The organism is Streptomyces asoensis (assembly GCF_013085465.1).
In the GTDB taxonomy this organism is placed as follows: Bacteria; Actinomycetota; Actinomycetes; order Streptomycetales; family Streptomycetaceae; genus Streptomyces; species Streptomyces cacaoi_A.
Window position 1 is genome coordinate 7184195 of sequence record NZ_CP049838.1, and the last position, 18512, is coordinate 7202706.

The window sequence follows — 18512 nt, forward strand, 5'->3', positions numbered from 1 at the left end:
CCAGGAGCCCCTCATGACCGCCCTTCCGCAGGAGCGCCGCATCGTCACCGCCATCCCCGGCCCGAAGTCGCAGGAACTTCAGGCCCGCCGTACCGCCGCGGTCGCGGCCGGTGTCGGTTCGGTGCTCCCCGTCTTCACCACGCGCGCGGGCGGCGGCATCATCGAGGACGTCGACGGCAACCGCCTGATCGACTTCGGCTCCGGCATCGCCGTGACGTCCGTCGGCGCCTCCGCCGAGGCCGTCGTGCGCCGGGCCACCGCCCAGCTCGCCGACTTCACCCACACCTGTTTCATGGTCACCCCGTACGAGGGCTATGTGGCGGTGGCCGAGGCCCTCGCCGAGCTCACCCCGGGTGACCACGCCAAGAAGTCCGCGCTGTTCAACAGCGGCGCCGAGGCCGTCGAGAACGCCGTCAAGATCGCCCGCTCCTACACCAAGCGGCAGGCGGTCGTCGTCTTCGACCACGGCTACCACGGCCGCACCAACCTCACCATGGCGCTGACGGCGAAGAACATGCCGTACAAGCACGGCTTCGGCCCGTTCGCGCCCGAGGTCTACCGCGTCCCGGTCGCCTACGGCTACCGCTGGCCCACCGGCGCCGAGAACGCGGGCCCCGAGGCCGCCGCGCAGGCCATCGACGAGATCACCAAGCAGGTCGGCGCGGACAACGTGGCCGCGATCATCATCGAGCCGGTGCTCGGCGAGGGCGGCTTCATCGAGCCCGCCAAGGGCTTCCTTCCGGCCATCAGCAAGTTCGCGTCCGACAACGGCATCGTCTTCGTCGCCGACGAGATCCAGTCCGGCTTCTGCCGCACCGGCCAGTGGTTCGCCTGCGAGGACGAGGGCATCGTCCCGGACCTGATCACCACGGCCAAGGGCATCGCGGGCGGTCTGCCGCTCGCCGCGGTGACCGGCCGCGCCGAGATCATGGACGCCGCGCACGCGGGTGGCCTGGGCGGCACCTACGGCGGCAACCCGGTCGCCTGCGCGGGCGCGCTCGGCGCGATCGAGACGATGAAGGAGCTCGACCTCAACGCCAGGGCGAAGCACATCGAGTCCGTCATGAAGGGCCGCCTCGCCGCCATGGCGGAGAAGTTCGAGATCATCGGCGACATCCGCGGGCGTGGCGCGATGATCGCGATCGAGCTGGTCAAGGACCGTACGACGAAGGAGCCGAACCCCGAGGCGACCGGCGCGCTCGCCAAGGCCTGCCACCAGGAGGGCCTGCTGGTCCTGACCTGTGGCACCTACGGCAACGTGCTGCGCTTCCTGCCGCCGCTGGTCATCGGCGAGGACCTGCTGAACGAGGGCCTCGACATCATCGAGCAGGCTTTCGCGCGCATCTGAGCCAGGGCGCCGCACAGCTGATTCCCAGCGCCCGCAGAGCGTGTGAAGAAGGTGTGCGAGGAGGATGGCGGGACGGGATACGGCCTGTCGTACCGCCTGTCACTGCCGTAGGTTCTCACCAGATGAGAGATACACCCCGTCCACAGGGGACTGTGGACGGACCCAGGCCGGGGCCTCCCCAGCTTCGACCTGGTCGTGCCCTCGCGCACACAACCGGAGCTTCCGGCTTCGGATCTCCACACCGATCGGACGGCCGCCCGCCCCAAACCCCCCGGGGCGGCCGGCACTCCGGTCCGGACGGCCACCCCGGAACTACCCCCCCTGTTCCGGGGTGGCCGACCTCCTTCTCTGGTGCAGACCACGGAAAGCAGACCCCGGATCCGATCCGGGGTCTTTTTTCGGGGTCCTTTTTCGATCCGGGTTCCTTTTCCGCCGTCCGGCCGCTCCTGACAAGCTGGGGCCCATGCCGTCCCGCCCGTCCCGCGCCGTCCTCGGCCTCCTGCCGCCCGCCCTGCTCTTCGCGCTGATCACCTGGCAGGTCGCCGCCGACGGCCCGCTGCTGCGCCCGGACGAGCGCCTCAGCCGTGCCCTCGTCCACCCCGACCGGGCCTCCGAGCTGCTGGCCGACCTGGGCGAGGTGCAGATCGCGCTGCCCGTCCTGGTGCTGGTCGCCGGGTTTGTGGCGTGGCGGGGAAGAGCGGCGGGTGCGAAGCGGTGGTGGGTGCCGTCCCTCGCCGCGCTGGCCGTGATGGTGCTGGTGCCGCTGATCGTCGTCCCCCTGAAGGTGTGGACCGACCGGCCCGGTACGCCCGCCGTGCCCCCGGCCACCGGCTACTACCCGTCCGGGCACACGGCGACGGCGGCCGTCGCCTACGGCGCGGCGGCGCTGGTCCTGCTGCCGTGGCTGCGCACCGTGTTCGCCCGGTGGCTGGCCCTCGCGACGAGCGCCCTCCTCGTCCTGGCCGTGTCGTTCGGGCTGGTGCGGCGCGGCTACCACTGGCCGCTGGACGTCGTGGCGAGCTGGTGTCTGTGCACGGTGCTGCTCGGTGCGCTGTGGCTCCTCCTGGAACGCGAGCGGCTGGAACGCGAGCGGTCGGCGCGGGAGCGGCTCCGGACGGCAGCGGCACGACCGTGCCAAACCGGCGCACCCCGGCCGTCCACCCGTACGACTCGGACAAGCGACCCTTCGGCCTCCCGCCCCTACCGTGGAGCACGAAAAGCACAGGACATCCCCTAAGCGGAAGGGCCGGGACTCGCTATGCCCCAGGAAAAGAATGTGGGGGCCACCCACGCCTTCTGGCTGGCCGGCCGCCAGGTCACCGGTGAGGACAGCTTCGACGTCACCTCCCCGTGGGACGGCCGGCTCGTCGGCAAGGTCAGCGTGCCGACCGACGCGCAGGTCGAGGAGGCCGTGGCCGCCGCGTACGCCGTGCGGGACGAGTTCGCCGCCACCCCGGCCCATGTGCGCGCGGCCGCCCTCGACCACGTCAGCAAGCGGCTCGTCGAGCGCACCGAGGAGATCGCCCGGCTGATCTCCGCCGAGAACGGCAAGCCGATCAAGTGGGCGCGCGGCGAGGTCGGCCGAGCCGTCTCCGTGTTCCGGTTCTCCGCCGAGGAGGCCCGGCGGTTCAACGGCGGCGAGGCCCAGCGGCTCGACACCGACGCCGGCGGCCAGGGACGTCTCGCCCTCACCCGGCGCTTCCCGAAGGGTGTCGTGCTCGGCATCGCGCCGTTCAACTTCCCGCTGAACCTGTGCGCCCACAAGATCGCCCCGGCGATCGCGGCCGGCGCGCCGATCATCCTCAAGCCGGCCCCGGCGACCCCGCTGTCCGGCCTGATCATCGGTGACCTGCTCGCCGAGACCGAGCTGCCGGCCGGCTCCTGGAGCATCCTGCCGGTCGCCAACGACCGCATGCCCGCCCTCGTCCAGGACGAGCGCCTGCCGGTCATCTCCTTCACCGGCTCCGAGAAGGTCGGCTACGCGATCATGGACTCGGTGCCGCGCAAGCACTGCACCCTGGAGCTGGGCGGCAACGGCGCGGCCGTCGTCCTCGGCGACTTCGCGAGCGACGCCGACCTCGACTGGGCCGCCGGCCGCATCGCGACCTTCTCCAACTACCAGGGCGGCCAGTCCTGCATCTCCGTGCAGCGGGTCATCGCGGACGCCTCTGTGTACGACCGGCTGCTGCCGCGGATCGTCGCCGCCGTCGAGGCGCAGGTCACCGGTGACCCCTCCGACGACAAGACCGACGTGGGCCCGCTGGTCAGCGAGGACGCGGCCAAGCGCGTCGAGACCTGGGTGGACGAGGCCGTCGCGGCGGGCGCCGCCCTCCTCGCGGGCGGCAAGCGCGACGGCGCCTCCTACGCGCCGACCGTCCTCACCGACGTACCGGCGGACACCACCCTCGCCTGCGAGGAGGTCTTCGGACCGGTCCTCACCGTGACGAAGGTGGACGGCGAGGCCGAGGCCTTCGCCGCCGTCAACTCGTCCAAGTACGGCCTCCAGGCGGGCGTGTTCACGCACGACGTCCAGGTCGCCTTCCGCGCCCACCGCGCGCTGGAGGTCGGCGGTGTCATCGTCGGCGACGTGCCCTCCTACCGTGCCGACCAGATGCCGTACGGCGGCGCCAAGCAGTCCGGCGTCGGGCGCGAGGGCGTGCGGTTCGCGATGGACGACTACACGTACGAGCGGGTGCTGGTGCTCACCGGGCTCGCGCTCTGAGGTGACCCTCTAGCTCATGGGAACCATTTTCATATAGGCTCCCCGAAGGGGTCCGGCACCGATGCCTTCCGGTGCCGGACCCCTTCTTCGTGCCGGCTTCCTCCGGACCCTCAACCGGAGAAGCCGACGTGCGCCAGCCGCAGTGGGCCGCGCAGTCCGAGGCGCAGATCGTGGACGCCGCCGGCGGTGAGGGCCGCGTCGACGGTGACGTAGTCGTACGGTCCCGGCGTGGACGCGGCGACCGTCAGCGTGGCCAGGGTCGGGCCGCCGTCGAGCGACAGTTCCACCGTGCCCGAGCCGGCCACCGTCACCGTCACGCCCGTCGTGCCGGCGCCCGTGCCGAAGTCGCAGGCCCGGTAGAGCAGTTCGCCCGTCCCGCCCGCCACCGGCGTCACCGCGTCGCCCGACACCTTCGTACGGTCGGCGATCTCGACGCCGCTCTGCTCGTCGAAGTCGGCGGCCTCCAGACCGCGGCGGCGGACCGGGCGCGGGGCGGACGGTTCGCCCTCGAGCGTGACGGTCGTCCGCAGCCGGACGTCCGTGCTGGACGCGCCGACCAGGAGGTCGTAAGGGCCGGACTCCAGACGCCATCGGCCCTGCGCCACGTCCCAGAAGGCGAAGGCGGACAGCGGGACGTCGAAGGAGAGCTCCGCGCTCGCGCCCGGGGCGAGCGTGACGCGGCGGTGGTCGAGCAGCTCGCGGCGCGGCCGGGTGACCGAGGGGTCCACGGCGCGGGTGTAGAGCTGGGCGACCTCGTCGGCCGTCAGGTCCCCCGTGTTGGTGACCGTGCAGGAGACGCGCGCCGTGCCGTCCTCGACGCGCACCGCCAGGTCCGCGTAGGAGAACGACGCGTAGGACAGGCCGTGCCCGAACGGGAACAGCGGGGTGCCCTCGAAGTAGAGGTACGTCTGCCGGGCGCCGATCACGTCGTAGTCGAGGAGGTCGGGCAGATCGGCGTCGTCGGCGTACCAGGTCTGCGGGAGGCGTCCGGCCGGGGAGACGTCACCGGCCAGGACCCGCGCGAGAGCGGTGCCCGCGGCCTGGCCGCCGTGCGCCGTCCACAGCACCGCGGACAGCGGCCCCGGCTCGATCGCGTACGGGTACGCCGACACCAGGGCCAGCACCGTGCGCGCGTTCGCCGCCCGGGCGGCCGCCAGCAGCCGCTCCTGGTGGGCCGGCAGCCGCAGCGTGGTGCGGTCCTCGGTCTCCCGGCCGTTGATGTGCGGGTCGTTGCCCGCCACGACCACGACCACGTCGGCCCCGGCCGTGACGCGGGTCACTGCGTCTTCGCCGGATTCGACGACGATGACCTCGACGACCTCGGGATTCTTCTCGTCCGGCCCGGCAACCCTGACGCCGTCGGCGGCGACACAGACAGGGCGACCCGTGCCCAGATGCAGCAGGAGGTGACCGTTCCCGTGGCTGTTCCCGTGCGTGTCCCCGTCGGCGTTCGCCTGCGGTTCCAGGCGGAACGTCTCCTGGACGACCCAGCCGCCGGGCTGGTCGGCGGAGGCGCGCAGGTAGCCGTCCTCGGCGACGGAGAGGTAGCGCCCGTCGGGCGCGCGCAGCGTCAGCACGCCCTCGCCCCAGTCGACGAGCGCGAGCTCCGTACCGGTCGCGTCCGTGGTCAGCGGCGGGAGGTCGGTGCGGCCCGCGAGCAGCGCCGGGTCGAGGGCGCCCTCGGCGCCGCGCACCTCGTCGGTGGCCTCGGGGGCGGTGGGGACCTTCAGGAACGTCCCCGCGGAGGTCTTGAGCAGGACCCGGTCCACGCCCTCCGCGAACTCCACGCGCTCGGCGCCGAACCGCTCGTACAGGCCCTCCAGAGGGGTGGAGCGGTGCAGCAGCGTGCCGCTGTACCAGTCGAGCTTGCACTCGTCGGCCAGCAGGCCGACCACCGCGATCCGGGTGTCGGCGGCCAGCGGCAGCACACCGTCGTTGCGCAGCAGGACGATCGCCTGCTCGGCGGCCTCCCCGGCGAGGGTGCGATGGGCCGGGGAGTCGAACTCGCCGGTGCCGGCGTGCGGGTCGTAGTGCGGGTCGAACTCGCCCAGCCGGAACCGGACCGAGAGCTGGCGGCGGACCGCCGCGTCGACGTCGGCCCGGGTCAGCAGGCCCTGCTCCAGGGCGCCCTCGACCCGGGCGACGATCTGCGAGCTGTCCGTGCCGTGGTCGGTGAAGCTGTCCACGCCGGCCACGAGCGCGGCCGCCGTCGCCTCCTCGTGGGTGTCGAAGTAGTGCTCGGAGTCCACCAGGTTGGAGGGCGCGCCCGCGTCCGAGCAGACCAGCAGCTCCTCGTCGGTCCAGGCGCGCAGCTGCTCGCGCAGATACGGCGAGACATGGTTGGGGCGGCCGTTGACCAGGTTGTACGCCGGCATCACCCCGGCCACCGCGCCCGCCTCGACGCAGCCGCGGAAGGCGCGCAGATCGTACTCGTGCAGCACGCGCGGGCGGACCGAGGACGAGGTGACGTCCCGGCCGGTCTCGTTGTTGTGGGCCAGCCAGTGCTTGAGGACCGGGGCTGTGCGCCAGTACGTCGGATGATCGCCACGCAGACCGTGCGTGTAGGCGGTGGCGATGGCGGAGGTCAGCCGGGGGTCCTCGGAGTAACCCTCCTCGTTCCGGCCCCACAGGGGGTGGCGCAGCAGGTTGACGGTGGGCGACCAGACGTTCAGGCCCACCCGCTCGTCGCGGGCGCGCATCGCCCGGACCTCCTTGGACACCGCCTCGCCGACCCGGCGTACCAGGTCGGTGTTCCAGGTCGCGCCCAGGCCCACGGCCTGCGGGAACACCGTCGCCGGGCCCATCCAGGCGACGCCGTGCAGCGCCTCCTGGCCGGTACGGAAGGCGGCGATGCCGAGCCGCTCGACGGCGGGTGCGAACTGGTGCAGGAAGGAGACCTTCTCCTCGGGGGTCAGCCGGGACAGCAGATCGTCGATGCGCTTCGCGAACGGCAGCTGCGGATCGCGGAAAGGCGGCGTGGGCGGCGTGTGTGCGGTCACGTGGGGATCCCTTTGCGGTGGAGCGGGGAGGCTCTTTCGAAGCGCTTCGATGCTCATTCGACGGTGGGGCGGGTGTCAAGGGGACTTCACTGCTATTTCAAGCAGCACATACGGAGAGGTCGCCCCTGATACCTCGGAGGAATGTTGGGAGCGACCCTTGTGCACCCCAGGGTGTTCACTTAACCTCGCAGCAACATCGAAGCGCTTCGACTGGAAATCCTCGAGACATTCGTCGGAGGACCGCTTCAGCTCAGCCAGTTCCACTCGAGACACCGCAGCCGACGGCCACCGCCGGGTGTCCTGGTGCGCCATGAAGGGTTGACGCAATGACGCCGAACGCCGCTTCCCTCTCTTCTGGTCCTTCCGGGCCCAGCCGGAGAAGCTTCCTCGCCTCCACCGCGGTCGCCACCGCAGCGGTGGCGGGAGGGATGCCGCTGCTAGCCGCCTGCGGCGGCACGGACAGCGGCTCGCGCGACGGCACCACCTCGGGCAAGGACGCGAACAAGCTGCTGCCGACGTACGTCGCCAGCACGGTCGCCCAGCCGGACATTCCGTCGAAGAACGGTTCGTCCGCCGGCTACACCGGCAAGGTCGACCTCGCGACCCTGACCGCCTCGGTCCCGAAGAAGCTCGGCACCGGCGCCTCCTTCAAGATCATGTCCCCGTTCTGGGGCTCCCCGCCGAAGGCCGGCTGCGCCTACTACACGGCGCTCGACGCCGCAGCGGGCACCAAGATCACCTGGCAGAACCAGGACGGCAACACCTACGGCCAGAAGCTGGGCGCCGTCCTCGCCTCCAGCTCCATACCCGACATGGTGGTCGTGCCCGGCTGGGAACTGGTCGGCAAGATCGCGAACGCGGTCACCGCGAAGTTCATGGACCTGGGCCCCTACCTGGCGGGCGACAAGGTCAAGAAGTACCCGAACCTGGCCGCGATCCCCTCCGACGCCTGGCGCATGGGCATCTTCGGCGGCGCGCTGCGCGGCATCCCGATGCCGGCCGCCACCGCGTCCTTCATCGTGCCCTACTACCGCAAGGACATCTTCGACAAGAAGGGCTACTCCGTACCCAAGTCGCCCGACGAGTTCCTCAGCTGGGCCAAGGAGGCCACCAGCGCCAAGGCCAAGGTGTGGGCCTGCGGGGACATGAACTGGACCGCGTGGAACATCTTCGGTGTCCGCCCCTCCGGGACGCTCGGCTGGAACATCGGCTCCGACGGCAAGCTGACGTACCGCGTCGAGCAGCCCGAGTACCTCGAGGCTCTGGAGTGGACGCGCAAGCTGTTCGACGCGGGCGTGGTCCACCCCGACGACAAGGCGCGCTCGGGCGACGCGGGCCAGCGGTTCACCGCCGGGCAGATCCTGGTCTTCAACAACGACATGTCCACCTGGTACGGCAAGACCGCCGAACAGGCCGCGGCCAACCCGGACTTCGTGATCGAGGGCATGGACATCTTCGGCGCGGACGGTGGCGACCCGTCGCTGACGGCGGCCCAGCCCGCCGGCATCTGGTCGATGATCCGCAAGGGCGCCTCGAAGACGACGATCGAGAACGCGCTGGCCGCCGCCGACTTCGCGGCCGCGCCCTACGGCACCAAGGAGCGGATGCTCGTCGACTACGGCGTCGAGGGCACCCACTACACGGTCAAGGACGGCGTCCCGGTCAAGACCGACCTGGGCAACTCCGAGGTCATCAACGCCTGGGTGATGCTGTCCGCGCCGGCCGCCTACTACGCCCACCCCGACTACCCCGAGATCGCCCGCAAGCAGGTCGAGTGGCAGCAGCGGATGGGCGCCTTCATGAAGAAGACGTCCACGTACGGCATGAACATCGTCGAGCCGACCCGGTACGCGAACCTCTCCAGCCAGTTCGAGCAGCTGGAGATCGACTACGTACGCGGCAACAGGAAGCTGTCCGACGTGCAGGCCGCCATCTCCACCTGGAAGTCCTCCGGCGGCGAGAAGCTGCGCGACTGGTACAAGCAGCTTCTCGACAAGAACGGCAGTGGCAACTGATGTCTCTCACGGCCGGGAGCAGACCCGAAGGGACCCGTCCCCCCGCGGCCGTCGAGGAACCGACGGCCGCGGTCGCCACAGCTGTGGTGAAGGAGCGGGTGCCGCGCAAGGCGGGCAAGGCCGGCAAGGTCCCCTGGCGGATCCGGCTGCGCCGCGACCGCGCGCTCATCCTGATGACGCTGCCCGTCATCGTGCTGCTCCTGCTCTTCAACTACATCCCGTTGCTCGGCAATGTCGTCGCCTTCCAGGACTACGACCCGTACGTGTCCAGCAACGGCGTCACGGCGATCTTCCACAGCCCCTGGGTCGGTGTGGAGCAGTTCTCGCGGATGGTCGACGACCCGCTGTTCTGGAGCGCCGCGAAGAACACCCTCCTTCTGTTCTCCCTCCAACTGGTGCTGTTCTTCCCGATCCCCATCGCCCTCGCGCTGCTCATCAACAGCGTGATCCGGCCCCGGGTCCGGGCCGTGGCGCAGGCGATCATGTATCTGCCGCACTTCTTCTCGTGGGTCCTCGTGGTCACCGTGTTCCAGCAGGTCTTCGGCGGCGCGGGCATCATCGCGCAGACCCTCGAGGACCACGGCTGGAGCGGCTTCGACCTGATGACCGACGCCGACCTCTTCAAGTATCTGGTCACCGCGCAGGCCGTGTGGAAGGACGCCGGCTGGGGGATCATCGTCTTCCTCGCCGCGCTGGCCGCCGTCAGCACCGATCTGTACGAGGCCGCCGCCATGGACGGCGCGGGGCGCTGGCGGCGCATGTGGCATGTGACGCTGCCCGCGCTGCGCCCGGTGATCGCGCTGCTGCTGGTCCTACGGGTGGGCGACGCGCTGAGCGTCGGATTCGAGCAGTTCCTGCTCCAGCGGGACGCGGTCGGCGTGGGGGCCAGCGAGGTCCTCGACACATACGTGTGGAACATGGGTATCCAGAACGGCGACTTCAGCTACGCGGCTGCGGTCGGCCTCGTCAAAGGCGTCATCGGAGTCTGTCTCGTCCTGGGCGCGAACAAGTTCGCGCACCTGCTCGGCGAGCAGGGGGTGTACCAGAAGTGAGCCTCAACACGCAGCTCGTCCGCAGCCTCAAGGCGCCCGCCCGCCCCGCGTGGGAGGAGCCGCCGGGCAGGACCGGACTCACCGCGAAGGGCGGCCTCCTCGTACTCTGCTGCCTGGGGGTGCTCGGTCCGCTGTGGATCGTGATCGTCACCAGTCTCTCGCCCAAACCGGTGATCGACCGGGTCGGCGGCCTCGTCGTGATCCCTCAGGGCATCACCTTCGTCAACTACACCGAACTGCTCAGCGGCGGCCAGGTCAGCCGGGCGATCATGGTCTCGCTCGGCGTCACGCTCTTCGGCACGCTGTTCTCGATGACGGTGTCGGTGCTCGCGGCCTACGGCCTGTCCCGGCCGGGCAGTCTGGGCCACCGGTTCCTGCTGATGACCATGATGGCGACCATGTTCTTCGGGGCCGGCCTCATTCCGACGTACCTTCTGGTGCAGTCGCTGGGCCTCACCGACACCTATCTGTCCCTGATCCTGCCGAGCGCGGTCAGCGTCTTCAACATCCTCGTCCTGCGGGCCTTCTTCATGGGGATCTCCCCCGAACTCACCGAGTCCGCGCGCATCGACGGGGCCAGTGACCTGCGCATCCTGCTGACCATCATCATGCCGCTGTCGCGGGCGGTGCTGGCCGTCATCTCCCTGTTCTACGCGGTGGGGTACTGGAGCGCCTGGTTCAACGCCTCCATCTACCTCACCGACCAGCAGATGATGCCGCTTCAGAACGTGCTCATCCAGCTGGTCCAGAAGAACACCGAGGCGCCGACCGGCCTCCAGCAGGCGGTTCGCACCGGTCAACTCTCCGCCCTGGGACTACAGATGGCTGTCATGGTGCTTGCCCTGATCCCCGTCGCGATCGCATCCCCCCTCGTCCAGCGGCACTTCAAGAAGGGCATGCTCACGGGGGCGGTCAAGGGCTGACGCCCGGCGCCGGGGGGCGGGGACCGGCACAGTACGTCGGCGTACTTCGGCTGCGGGTCCGTCGTGGCCGATCGCGCAGTTCCCCGCGCCCCTGGGGGCAGTCATCCGGCGCCCCACCCTCCCCCAGCTGTCGGCAGTCGTACCGGTGGGGCGGCACGGGTGGGCGCGGCGGCACCCCGCGAGCGCGGGCGAGTGACCCCATCCCCGGCCGACACCAGCACACGGCACCGAACGAACCCAGGTCCACCACCCCCTGCGAGGTACCTCATGCACACGCCCTCCCCAAGCCGCCGCACGCTCCTCGCCGGCACCGCAGCCGCCGTGGGCGTGGTCGCGCTGCCCGCCGGGCAAGGCCTCGCCCGGGCCGCCGGGACCGCCGCCCCCGCCTACCGCTGGCGCAACGCCGTGATCGGCGGCACCGGATTCGTCACCGGCGTTCTCTTCCACCCCGCCGTCCGGGGCCTCGCCTACGCCCGTACCGACATCGGCGGTGCCTACCGCTGGGACGACCGCGCGGCCCGCTGGACCCCGCTCACCGACCACCTCGGCTGGGACGACTGGAACCTCCTCGGCGTGGAGGCCCTCGCCGTCGACCCCGCGCACCCGGACCGGCTCTACCTCGCCCTCGGCACCTACGCCCAGTCCTGGGCCGGCAACGGCGCGGTCCTGCGCTCCGAGGACCGCGGCGCCACCTGGACCCGTACCGACCTCTCCGTGAAGCTCGGCGGCAACGAGGACGGCCGGGGCACGGGGGAGCGGCTGCTGGTCGATCCGCGGGACAGCGACACCCTGTGGCTGGGGACCCGGCACGACGGGCTCCTCAGGTCCACCGACCGGGGCGCCACCTGGGCGGCGGTCACCGGCTTCCCCGGCACCCCGAGCGCGAGCGGCCAGGGCGTCACCCTCCTCGTCGCCGCCGGCCGCACCCTCTACGCGGGCTGGGGCGACTCCGACGGGACGAGCGCCAACCTGTACCGGACCGCCGACGGCACCACCTGGGAGGCCGTCCCCAGCCGGCCCACCGGCACCTCCGCCAAGGTGCCCGTCCGCGCCGCCCACGACCGTCACACCCGTGAGCTGTACGTGACGTACGCCGACGCGCCCGGCCCCAACGGCCAGGCCACCGGCAGTGTGCACAAGCTGGCCACGGTGAGCGGCAAGTGGACCGACGTCACGCCGGTGAAGCCGGGCGGCACCACCGGCGACGGTTCCTCCGACACCTTCGGCTACGGCGGCGTCGCCGTGGACGCCCGGCGCCCCGGCACCGTCGTCGTCTCCACCAACAACCGCTGGGCGGCGGTCGACACCCTGTACCGGACCACGGACGGCGGCCGCACCTGGACGTCCCTCAAGGACACCGCCGTCCTCGACGTGTCCGAGACGCCCTACCTGAAGTGGGGTGAGCAGCAGCCCAAGTTCGGCTGGTGGATCCAGGCCGTCGCCGTCGACCCGTACGACGCGAAGCACGTCGTCTTCGGCACCGGCGCCACGCTCTACGGCACCCGGGACCTGAAGCACTGGGCCCCGCAGATCCGCGGCCTGGAGGAGACCTCCGTACGGCAGCTGATCTCGCCCCCGACCGGGGAGGCGCACCTGATCAGCGGCCTCGGGGACGTCGGGGTGATGTACCACGAGCGGCTCACGGCCTCGCCGTCCCGGGGCATGGCGACGAACCCCGTGTTCGGGACGGTGACGGGACTCGCGCAGGCCGCGGACAGGCCGTCGTACGTCGTCCGCACCGGCTGGGGCGACCACGGCAACGGCGCCTGGTCGACCGACGGCGGCAGGTCGTGGGCGCCCTTCGCCGCCCAGCCCGCCCTCGCCAAGGACGCACCGGGGCCCATCGCCACCAACACCGACGGCAGCGTCCTGCTGTGGACCCTCGTGCACTGGGACGGCACCAAGTACCCCGCCCAGCGCTCCACTGACAACGGGGCGACCTGGTCCGAGGTCTCCTCCTTCCCCAAGGGCGCCACCCCGCTCGCCGACCCGGCCGACCCGACACGCTTCTACGCGTACGACAGCGACACGGGAACCCTGTTCGCCAGTACCGACGCCGGCCGCACCTTCACCGCGCGGGCGAGCGGACTGCCCTCCGGCGACAGCCAGTTCCAGCTGGCCGCGGCCCCGGGGCGGTCCGGCGACCTGTGGCTGAGCACCAAGTGGAACGGCCTGTACCGATCCACCGACGGCGGCGCGGGCTTCACCAAGCTGACCACCTGCTGGGCCTCGTACACCGTGGCCTTCGGCAGGGCCGCCGACGGCGCCGGGTACCCGGCGGTCTACCAGGTCGGCTCCACGGAGGCGATCACCGCCGTGTACCGCTCCGACGACGGCGGTGAGACCTGGGTGCGGATCAACGACGACCGGCACCAGTGGGGCTGGATCGGCGCGACCATCGCCGCCGACCCGCGGATCCACGGCCGGGTGTACATCGCCACCAACGGCCGGGGCATCCAGTACGGGGAGCCCGTCTGATGGCCGCCGTCGACCGGCCCGGTCTCGCCGACGCCACCCGCGGCCGCATCCTCTTCGGCGGCGACTACAACCCCGAGCAGTGGCCCGAGGAGACCTGGCACGAGGACGTCCGGCTGATGCGGGACGCCGGCGTCAACTCGGTCACCCTCGGTGTCTTCTCCTGGTCCCGGCTCGAACCCGAGCCGGGAGCACGGGAGTTCGGCTGGCTCGACACGCTGATGGACCTGATGCACGCGAACGGCATCGGCGTCGTCCTCGCCACCCCCACCTCCGCCCCGCCCCCGTGGCTGGGCCGGCTGTACCCGGACACCCTGCCCCGCGACGAGAACGGCGACGTCGAGTGGTGGGGCGGACGTCAGCACTTCTCGCACTCCAGCGCCACCTACCGCCGGCACGCCGCCGCCATCACCGAGGACCTGGCCGCCCGCTACGCCGGCCATCCCGCCCTCACGATGTGGCACATCAACAACGAGTACTGCACGGCCGATCACGGCGACGAGGCGGCCGTCGCCTTCCGCCGCTGGCTGCGCGCGAGGTACGGCACCCTGGACGCCCTCAACATCGCCTGGGGCACGGACTTCTGGAGCCAGGGCTACGACAGCTGGGACTCCGTCCTGCCCGCCCGCCGCCCCCACTACATGAAGAACCCCGGTCAGGTGCTGGACTTCAGGCGCTTCACCTCCGACATGCTCCTGGAGTGCTACCTCGCCGAGCGTGACATCGTCGCCCGGCACACCCCGCACATCCCGGTCACCACCAATTTCATGCCGCTCTTCTTCGGCCAGGACGCCTGGCGCTGGGCCGAGGAGGAGGACGTCGTCTCCGTCGACCTCTACCCCGATCCGCGCGACCCGCTGGGTTCCCAGCACGGGGCACTGGTGCAGGATCTGACCCGGTCCCTGGCGCGCGGCCCCTGGATGCTGATGGAACAGGCGGCAGGACCGGTCAACTGGCGCGGGGTGAACCACCCCAAGCCGCGTGGTCTCAACCGGCTCTGGTCCCTCCAGGCCGTGGCCCGCGGCGCGGACGCCGTCTGCTACTTCCAGTGGCGCCAGTCCCGGCAGGGCGCCGAGAAGTTCCACTCCGGCATGGTCAGCCACGCGGGGGAGCGGGGCCGCACCTTCCAGGAGGTCAAGCAGTTGGGCGCCGAACTCGCCCGGATCGGACCCGAGGTGACGAACAGTCACATCGAGGCGGAGGTCGCGATCCTGCACGACTGGCACGCGTGGTGGGCCGGCGCCCAGGACGGCCGCCCCTCCACCCACGTCGACCATTCGGCCGTCCTCCACGCCTGGCACCGCGCCCTGTGGGAGAGCCGGCTCACCACCGACTTCGCCCACCCCGAACACGACCTCAGCGGCTACCGGCTGGTCGTCGTCCCCCAGCTGTACGCGATGACGGACGCGGCGATCGACAATCTCCTCGCCTACGTCCGCGGCGGCGGCACCCTCGTGGCCGGCTTCCTGACCGGGGTGGCCGACGAGGACGACCGGGTCCGTCCCGGCGGCATGGACGCCCGGCTGTGCGAGCTGTTCGGTATCCGTACCCTGCACGAGTGGTGGCCGCTGGAGGCGGGGGAGCACGTCGAGACCGACGGCTTCCGCGGGACCCTGTGGTCGGAGGAGCTGGAAACCGAACCGGACGTGGTGGAAACCGTCTACAAGGGCGGCGAACTCGACGGACTGCCCGCCGTCCTGCGCAACGACCGCGCCTGGTACGTCTCCACCCTTCCCGAGCCCGAGGCCTTCCGCGCGCTGCTCGCCCGCATCGCCGCCGACGCGGGCGCCCGGCCCGTCCTCGAAGGCCTCCCGCCGGAAGTCGAGGCCGTGCGCCGGGGTGAGCTGCTGTTCCTGCTCCATCACGGCCGCGAGCCGGTGACCGTCGAACTCCCGGGCACCCACCACGACCTGCTGACCGGGACGGCCCGCACGGACGAGATCACGCTGGGCCGCTACGGAGTGGCGGTGCTGCGCTCATGACCAAAGCCTCCTCCCGTGCGCACCCCGACCTCCCGAGCACCGACCGTCCCGTGCACGGAACCCATGAGTACCGGCCCGCCGCCCGCTGGGAGGACGCCTTCCTCAGCGGCAACGGCCGGCACGGCACCCTCACGTTCGGCGATCCGTACGACGACCGGGTCATCGTCACCCACCACACCCTGGTCCGGCCCAACGGCGCCGAACACGCCCGCCCGCCGGAGCTCGCCGCCGAACTCCCCGCCCTCCAGGACAAGTTGCTGGCCGGGGAGTGGGAGGCCGCCGAGAGCTTCACCGACCACCGGCCCCTGCAATGGGTCCAGCCCTTCCACCCGGCGTTCCAGATACGGCTGAGAGCGCCCTCGGACGAGCCGCGCCGCCACCGTCTGCGGACCGTCGACTTCACCACCGGCGAGGCCACCGCGACCTGCGCGGACGGCACCAGCCGGGTCTTCGTCTCCCGCGCCGACGACGTGATCGTCCAGCAGGTCACCGGCCTCGACCTGGACATCTCCCTGGACCACCGGCTGCCGGGCGCACCCGCCGACCTCGCCGTCGGCCAGGGGTCCGTCCTCACCCCGGACGGTGCCCTGCTCACCCTGCGCGCCCGCTACCCCGACAGCGACCGCGCCTACACGGGCGTGACCCTCGTCGTCGTCACCGGCGGCCGCACCGAGCTCACCCACCCCGGCGTACGGGTCACCGGCGCGGAGTGCGTGCTGCTGCTCACCCGCGTCCGCAGGCACACCGGCGAACTGGACGTCACCGGGGAACAGCGCGCCCTGAGCGAGCTGCCGCACCTCTACGACGAGCTGCTCGGCCGCCACCTCCCCCTCCACCGCACCGCCTACGAGCGCGTCACCCTCGACCTCCACGCGGAGCCGGACGAGCGCGGTCTCCCCGGCTCCGAGCTGCTGGAACGCCCCCGCAGCCCGGCGCTGCTCGAACGCCTCTTCGCGGCGGGGCGCTACCACCTCCTCTCCTCCTCCGGCCTCAACCCGCCCCGCCTGCCCGGACTGTGGACCGGCGACTGGGACACCGCCTGGTCCGGGGCGTTCACCAATGACGCCAACCTCAACCTCCAGACGGCCTCCGCCGCGGCCGCCGCCCTCCCCGAAGTCACCGAAGCGCTGGCCTCCCTGATGCACCGGCAGCTCGACGACTGGCGGGAGAACGCCCGCGCGGTCTTCGGCGCCCGGGGCGCGGTCGCGCCGGCGCACACCGACGGCGAGTCCGGGCTGACGTACCACTTCAGCCGCGAATACCCGCTCCACCTGTGGACCGCCGGCGCCGACTGGCTGCTCAAACCCCTCGTCGACCACGACGAGACACGCGGCGAACGCGACCCGCGCACCGCCGCCGCCCTCGCCGAAGTCGCCCGGTTCTACGAGGACTTCCTCACCCGCACCGACCCCGACGACCCCGAGGGGCCGCTCGTCGTCGTCCCCTCCTACTCGCCGGAGAACCGGCCCACGGGCGGCAGCTGGGGCGCCGTGAACGCGGCCATGGACCTCTCGGCGGCCCGGCACGCGCTGCTGACGGCCGCCGACCACCACCCGGGCTCCGCCGAGGCCGCACGCTGGCGTGCCCTCGCCGACCGCCTCCCGCCGCACCGGATCAACTCCGACGGCGCCCTCGCCGAATGGGCCAGGACCGGCCTCGACGACACCTACGACCACCGCCATCTGAGCCACCTCTACGGCGTCTGGCCCCTCGACGAGATCAACCCCTACGACACCCCGGGGCCGGCCGCCGCCGCCCGTCGCGCACTCGAACTGCGCGGCGCCGAGAACGACTCCGCGCACGGCCACCTGCACCACGCGCTGATCGCGGCCCGGCTCCGGGACGGCCGGCGGGTCGCCCACGCCCTCGGCGAGGTCCTGGACGGCGACTTCTTCCACGCCTCCCTGATGAGCGCCCACTACCCCCGCCGCGACGTGTACAACGCCGACGCCGCGCACACCCTCCCCGCCGTGCTGATCGAGATGCTCGTCCAGTCGACCCCCGACCGGCTGGTCCTGCTGCCCGCGCTCCCCCCGGCGCTCACGTCGGGCGAACTACGGGGCGTGCGGACCCGGTTCGGCGCCGAACTCGACCTCTCCTGGGGCCCCGACGGCACCAGGGCCGTCCTGCGGCCGCGGCGCGGTCACCGCATCGAAGTACGGACTTCCTCCGGCGGCGCATCGCCGCTCGACCTGGTCGCCGGAGAAGACCACGTCCTCACCTCGGGGACGTGGTGACTCCCCCCACCCATGGAAGGGACACCATGGCAACACGTACGTTGAGCAGGGTAGGCAAGGCCCTGCTGGCCCCGGCGCTCGCACTCGGCGCGACCGTCGGACTCGCCGCCGCCCCCGCCCAGGCCGCCGTCTGGAACTCCTGCGACCAGTGGGGCAACACCAGCCTGAACGGCTACACGCTCTACAACAACATCTGGGGCTCCGGCGCCGGCAGCCAGTGCGTCTGGGCCAACTCCGGTACCAACTGGGGTGTCTGGGCCAACCACCCGAACACCGGCGGCATCAAGTCGTACCCCAACTCCAAGAAGGTGATCAACAAGACGATCACCTCGCTCGGTTCGCTGTCCAGCAGCTACAACGTCACGGTCCCGTCGTCCGGCGCCTACAACACGTCGTACGACATCTGGGACACCGACTACGACTACGAGATCATGCTCTGGGTGAACTACAACGGCGCCGTCGGCCCGCTCGGCACCTCCCAGGGCAACGTCACCCTCGGCGGCCACACCTGGACCGTCTACAAGGGCACCAACGGCGCGAACGAGGTGTTCTCGTTCCTGCGCACGTCCGACTCGTCGTCCGGCACCGTCAGCATCCTGCCGATCCTCAAGTGGATCAAGGACACGAAGGGCTGGTTCGGCAACGAGACCATCGGTGACGTGCAGTTCGGATACGAGATCACCTCGTCCTCCGGCGGGCTGGACTTCGTGACCAACAACCTCACCGTCAGCAGCAGCTGACCTCGGGGCCGGGGCCGGC

At 71.4% G+C, this 18512-nt stretch carries 11 protein-coding genes and 1 pseudogene; 11 read left to right on the plus strand and 1 reads right to left on the minus strand.

From position 1 onward, the window contains the following. Positions 1 to 13: 13 nt before the first annotated feature. The 4 genes and pseudogenes from gabT (at position 14) to G9272_RS32455 (ending at position 4070) form a co-directional block, all read left to right on the plus strand. Positions 14 to 1348, plus strand: coding sequence for a 4-aminobutyrate--2-oxoglutarate transaminase (gene gabT / locus G9272_RS32445; protein WP_171399800.1), 1335 nt, complete (start codon positions 14 to 16; stop codon positions 1346 to 1348). Between the two features lie 122 nt (positions 1349 to 1470). Beyond that, positions 1471 to 1689, plus strand: a pseudogene (locus G9272_RS46460) (phosphatase PAP2 family protein); the annotation flags it as partial. Positions 1690 to 1811: 122 nt separating this feature from the next. After that, a complete protein-coding gene (locus tag G9272_RS32450) occupies positions 1812 to 2585 on the plus strand; it encodes a phosphatase PAP2 family protein (RefSeq protein WP_171399801.1) in 774 nt (257 codons plus the stop codon). A 39-nt stretch (positions 2586 to 2624) separates the two neighbouring features. Beyond that, positions 2625 to 4070 carry an aldehyde dehydrogenase family protein gene (locus tag G9272_RS32455; protein WP_171399802.1) on the plus strand — a complete coding sequence of 482 codons (1446 nt, stop codon included), beginning with the start codon at positions 2625 to 2627 and terminating at the stop codon, positions 4068 to 4070. Between the two features lie 110 nt (positions 4071 to 4180). On the opposite strand, the gene G9272_RS32460 is transcribed toward G9272_RS32455, so the two are convergent. Beyond that, positions 4181 to 7069: a glycoside hydrolase family 3 C-terminal domain-containing protein gene (locus G9272_RS32460; RefSeq protein WP_171399803.1), complete on the minus strand. Its 2889-nt coding sequence runs from the start codon at positions 7067 to 7069 to the stop codon at positions 4181 to 4183. Positions 7070 to 7395: 326 nt separating this feature from the next. Between G9272_RS32460 and G9272_RS32465 the strand changes: the two genes are divergently transcribed. The 7 genes from G9272_RS32465 to G9272_RS32495 all read left to right on the plus strand — a co-directional run bounded on the left by G9272_RS32465 (position 7396) and on the right by G9272_RS32495 (position 18493). Then, the gene (locus G9272_RS32465) at positions 7396 to 9084 is read left to right on the plus strand and encodes an extracellular solute-binding protein (RefSeq protein WP_171399804.1); all 1689 of its coding nucleotides are present in this window, start codon (positions 7396 to 7398) and stop codon (positions 9082 to 9084) included. After that, a complete protein-coding gene (locus G9272_RS32470) occupies positions 9084 to 10136 on the plus strand; it encodes an ABC transporter permease (RefSeq protein ID WP_171399805.1) in 1053 nt (350 codons plus the stop codon). The genes G9272_RS32465 and G9272_RS32470 overlap by 1 nt, the downstream gene beginning before the upstream one ends. Beyond that, positions 10133 to 11059 (plus strand): carbohydrate ABC transporter permease, encoded by a 927-nt coding sequence (locus G9272_RS32475; RefSeq protein WP_171399806.1) that lies wholly within the window; start codon positions 10133 to 10135, stop codon positions 11057 to 11059. Before G9272_RS32470 ends, G9272_RS32475 begins: the two co-directional genes overlap by 4 nt. A gap of 267 nt (positions 11060 to 11326) precedes the next feature. Then, positions 11327 to 13537 (plus strand): sialidase family protein, encoded by a 2211-nt coding sequence (locus tag G9272_RS32480; RefSeq protein ID WP_171399807.1) that lies wholly within the window; start codon positions 11327 to 11329, stop codon positions 13535 to 13537. Continuing rightward, positions 13537 to 15516: a beta-galactosidase gene (locus G9272_RS32485; RefSeq protein ID WP_171399808.1), complete on the plus strand. Its 1980-nt coding sequence runs from the start codon at positions 13537 to 13539 to the stop codon at positions 15514 to 15516. Before G9272_RS32480 ends, G9272_RS32485 begins: the two co-directional genes overlap by 1 nt. After that, positions 15513 to 17753, plus strand: a complete 2241-nt coding sequence (locus G9272_RS32490) for a glycosyl hydrolase family 95 catalytic domain-containing protein (RefSeq protein ID WP_171399809.1) — start codon at positions 15513 to 15515, stop codon at positions 17751 to 17753. The genes G9272_RS32485 and G9272_RS32490 overlap by 4 nt, the downstream gene beginning before the upstream one ends. A gap of 26 nt (positions 17754 to 17779) precedes the next feature. Continuing rightward, positions 17780 to 18493, plus strand: coding sequence for a glycoside hydrolase family 12 protein (locus tag G9272_RS32495; RefSeq protein ID WP_171399810.1), 714 nt, complete (start codon positions 17780 to 17782; stop codon positions 18491 to 18493). Positions 18494 to 18512 lie beyond the last annotated feature (19 nt).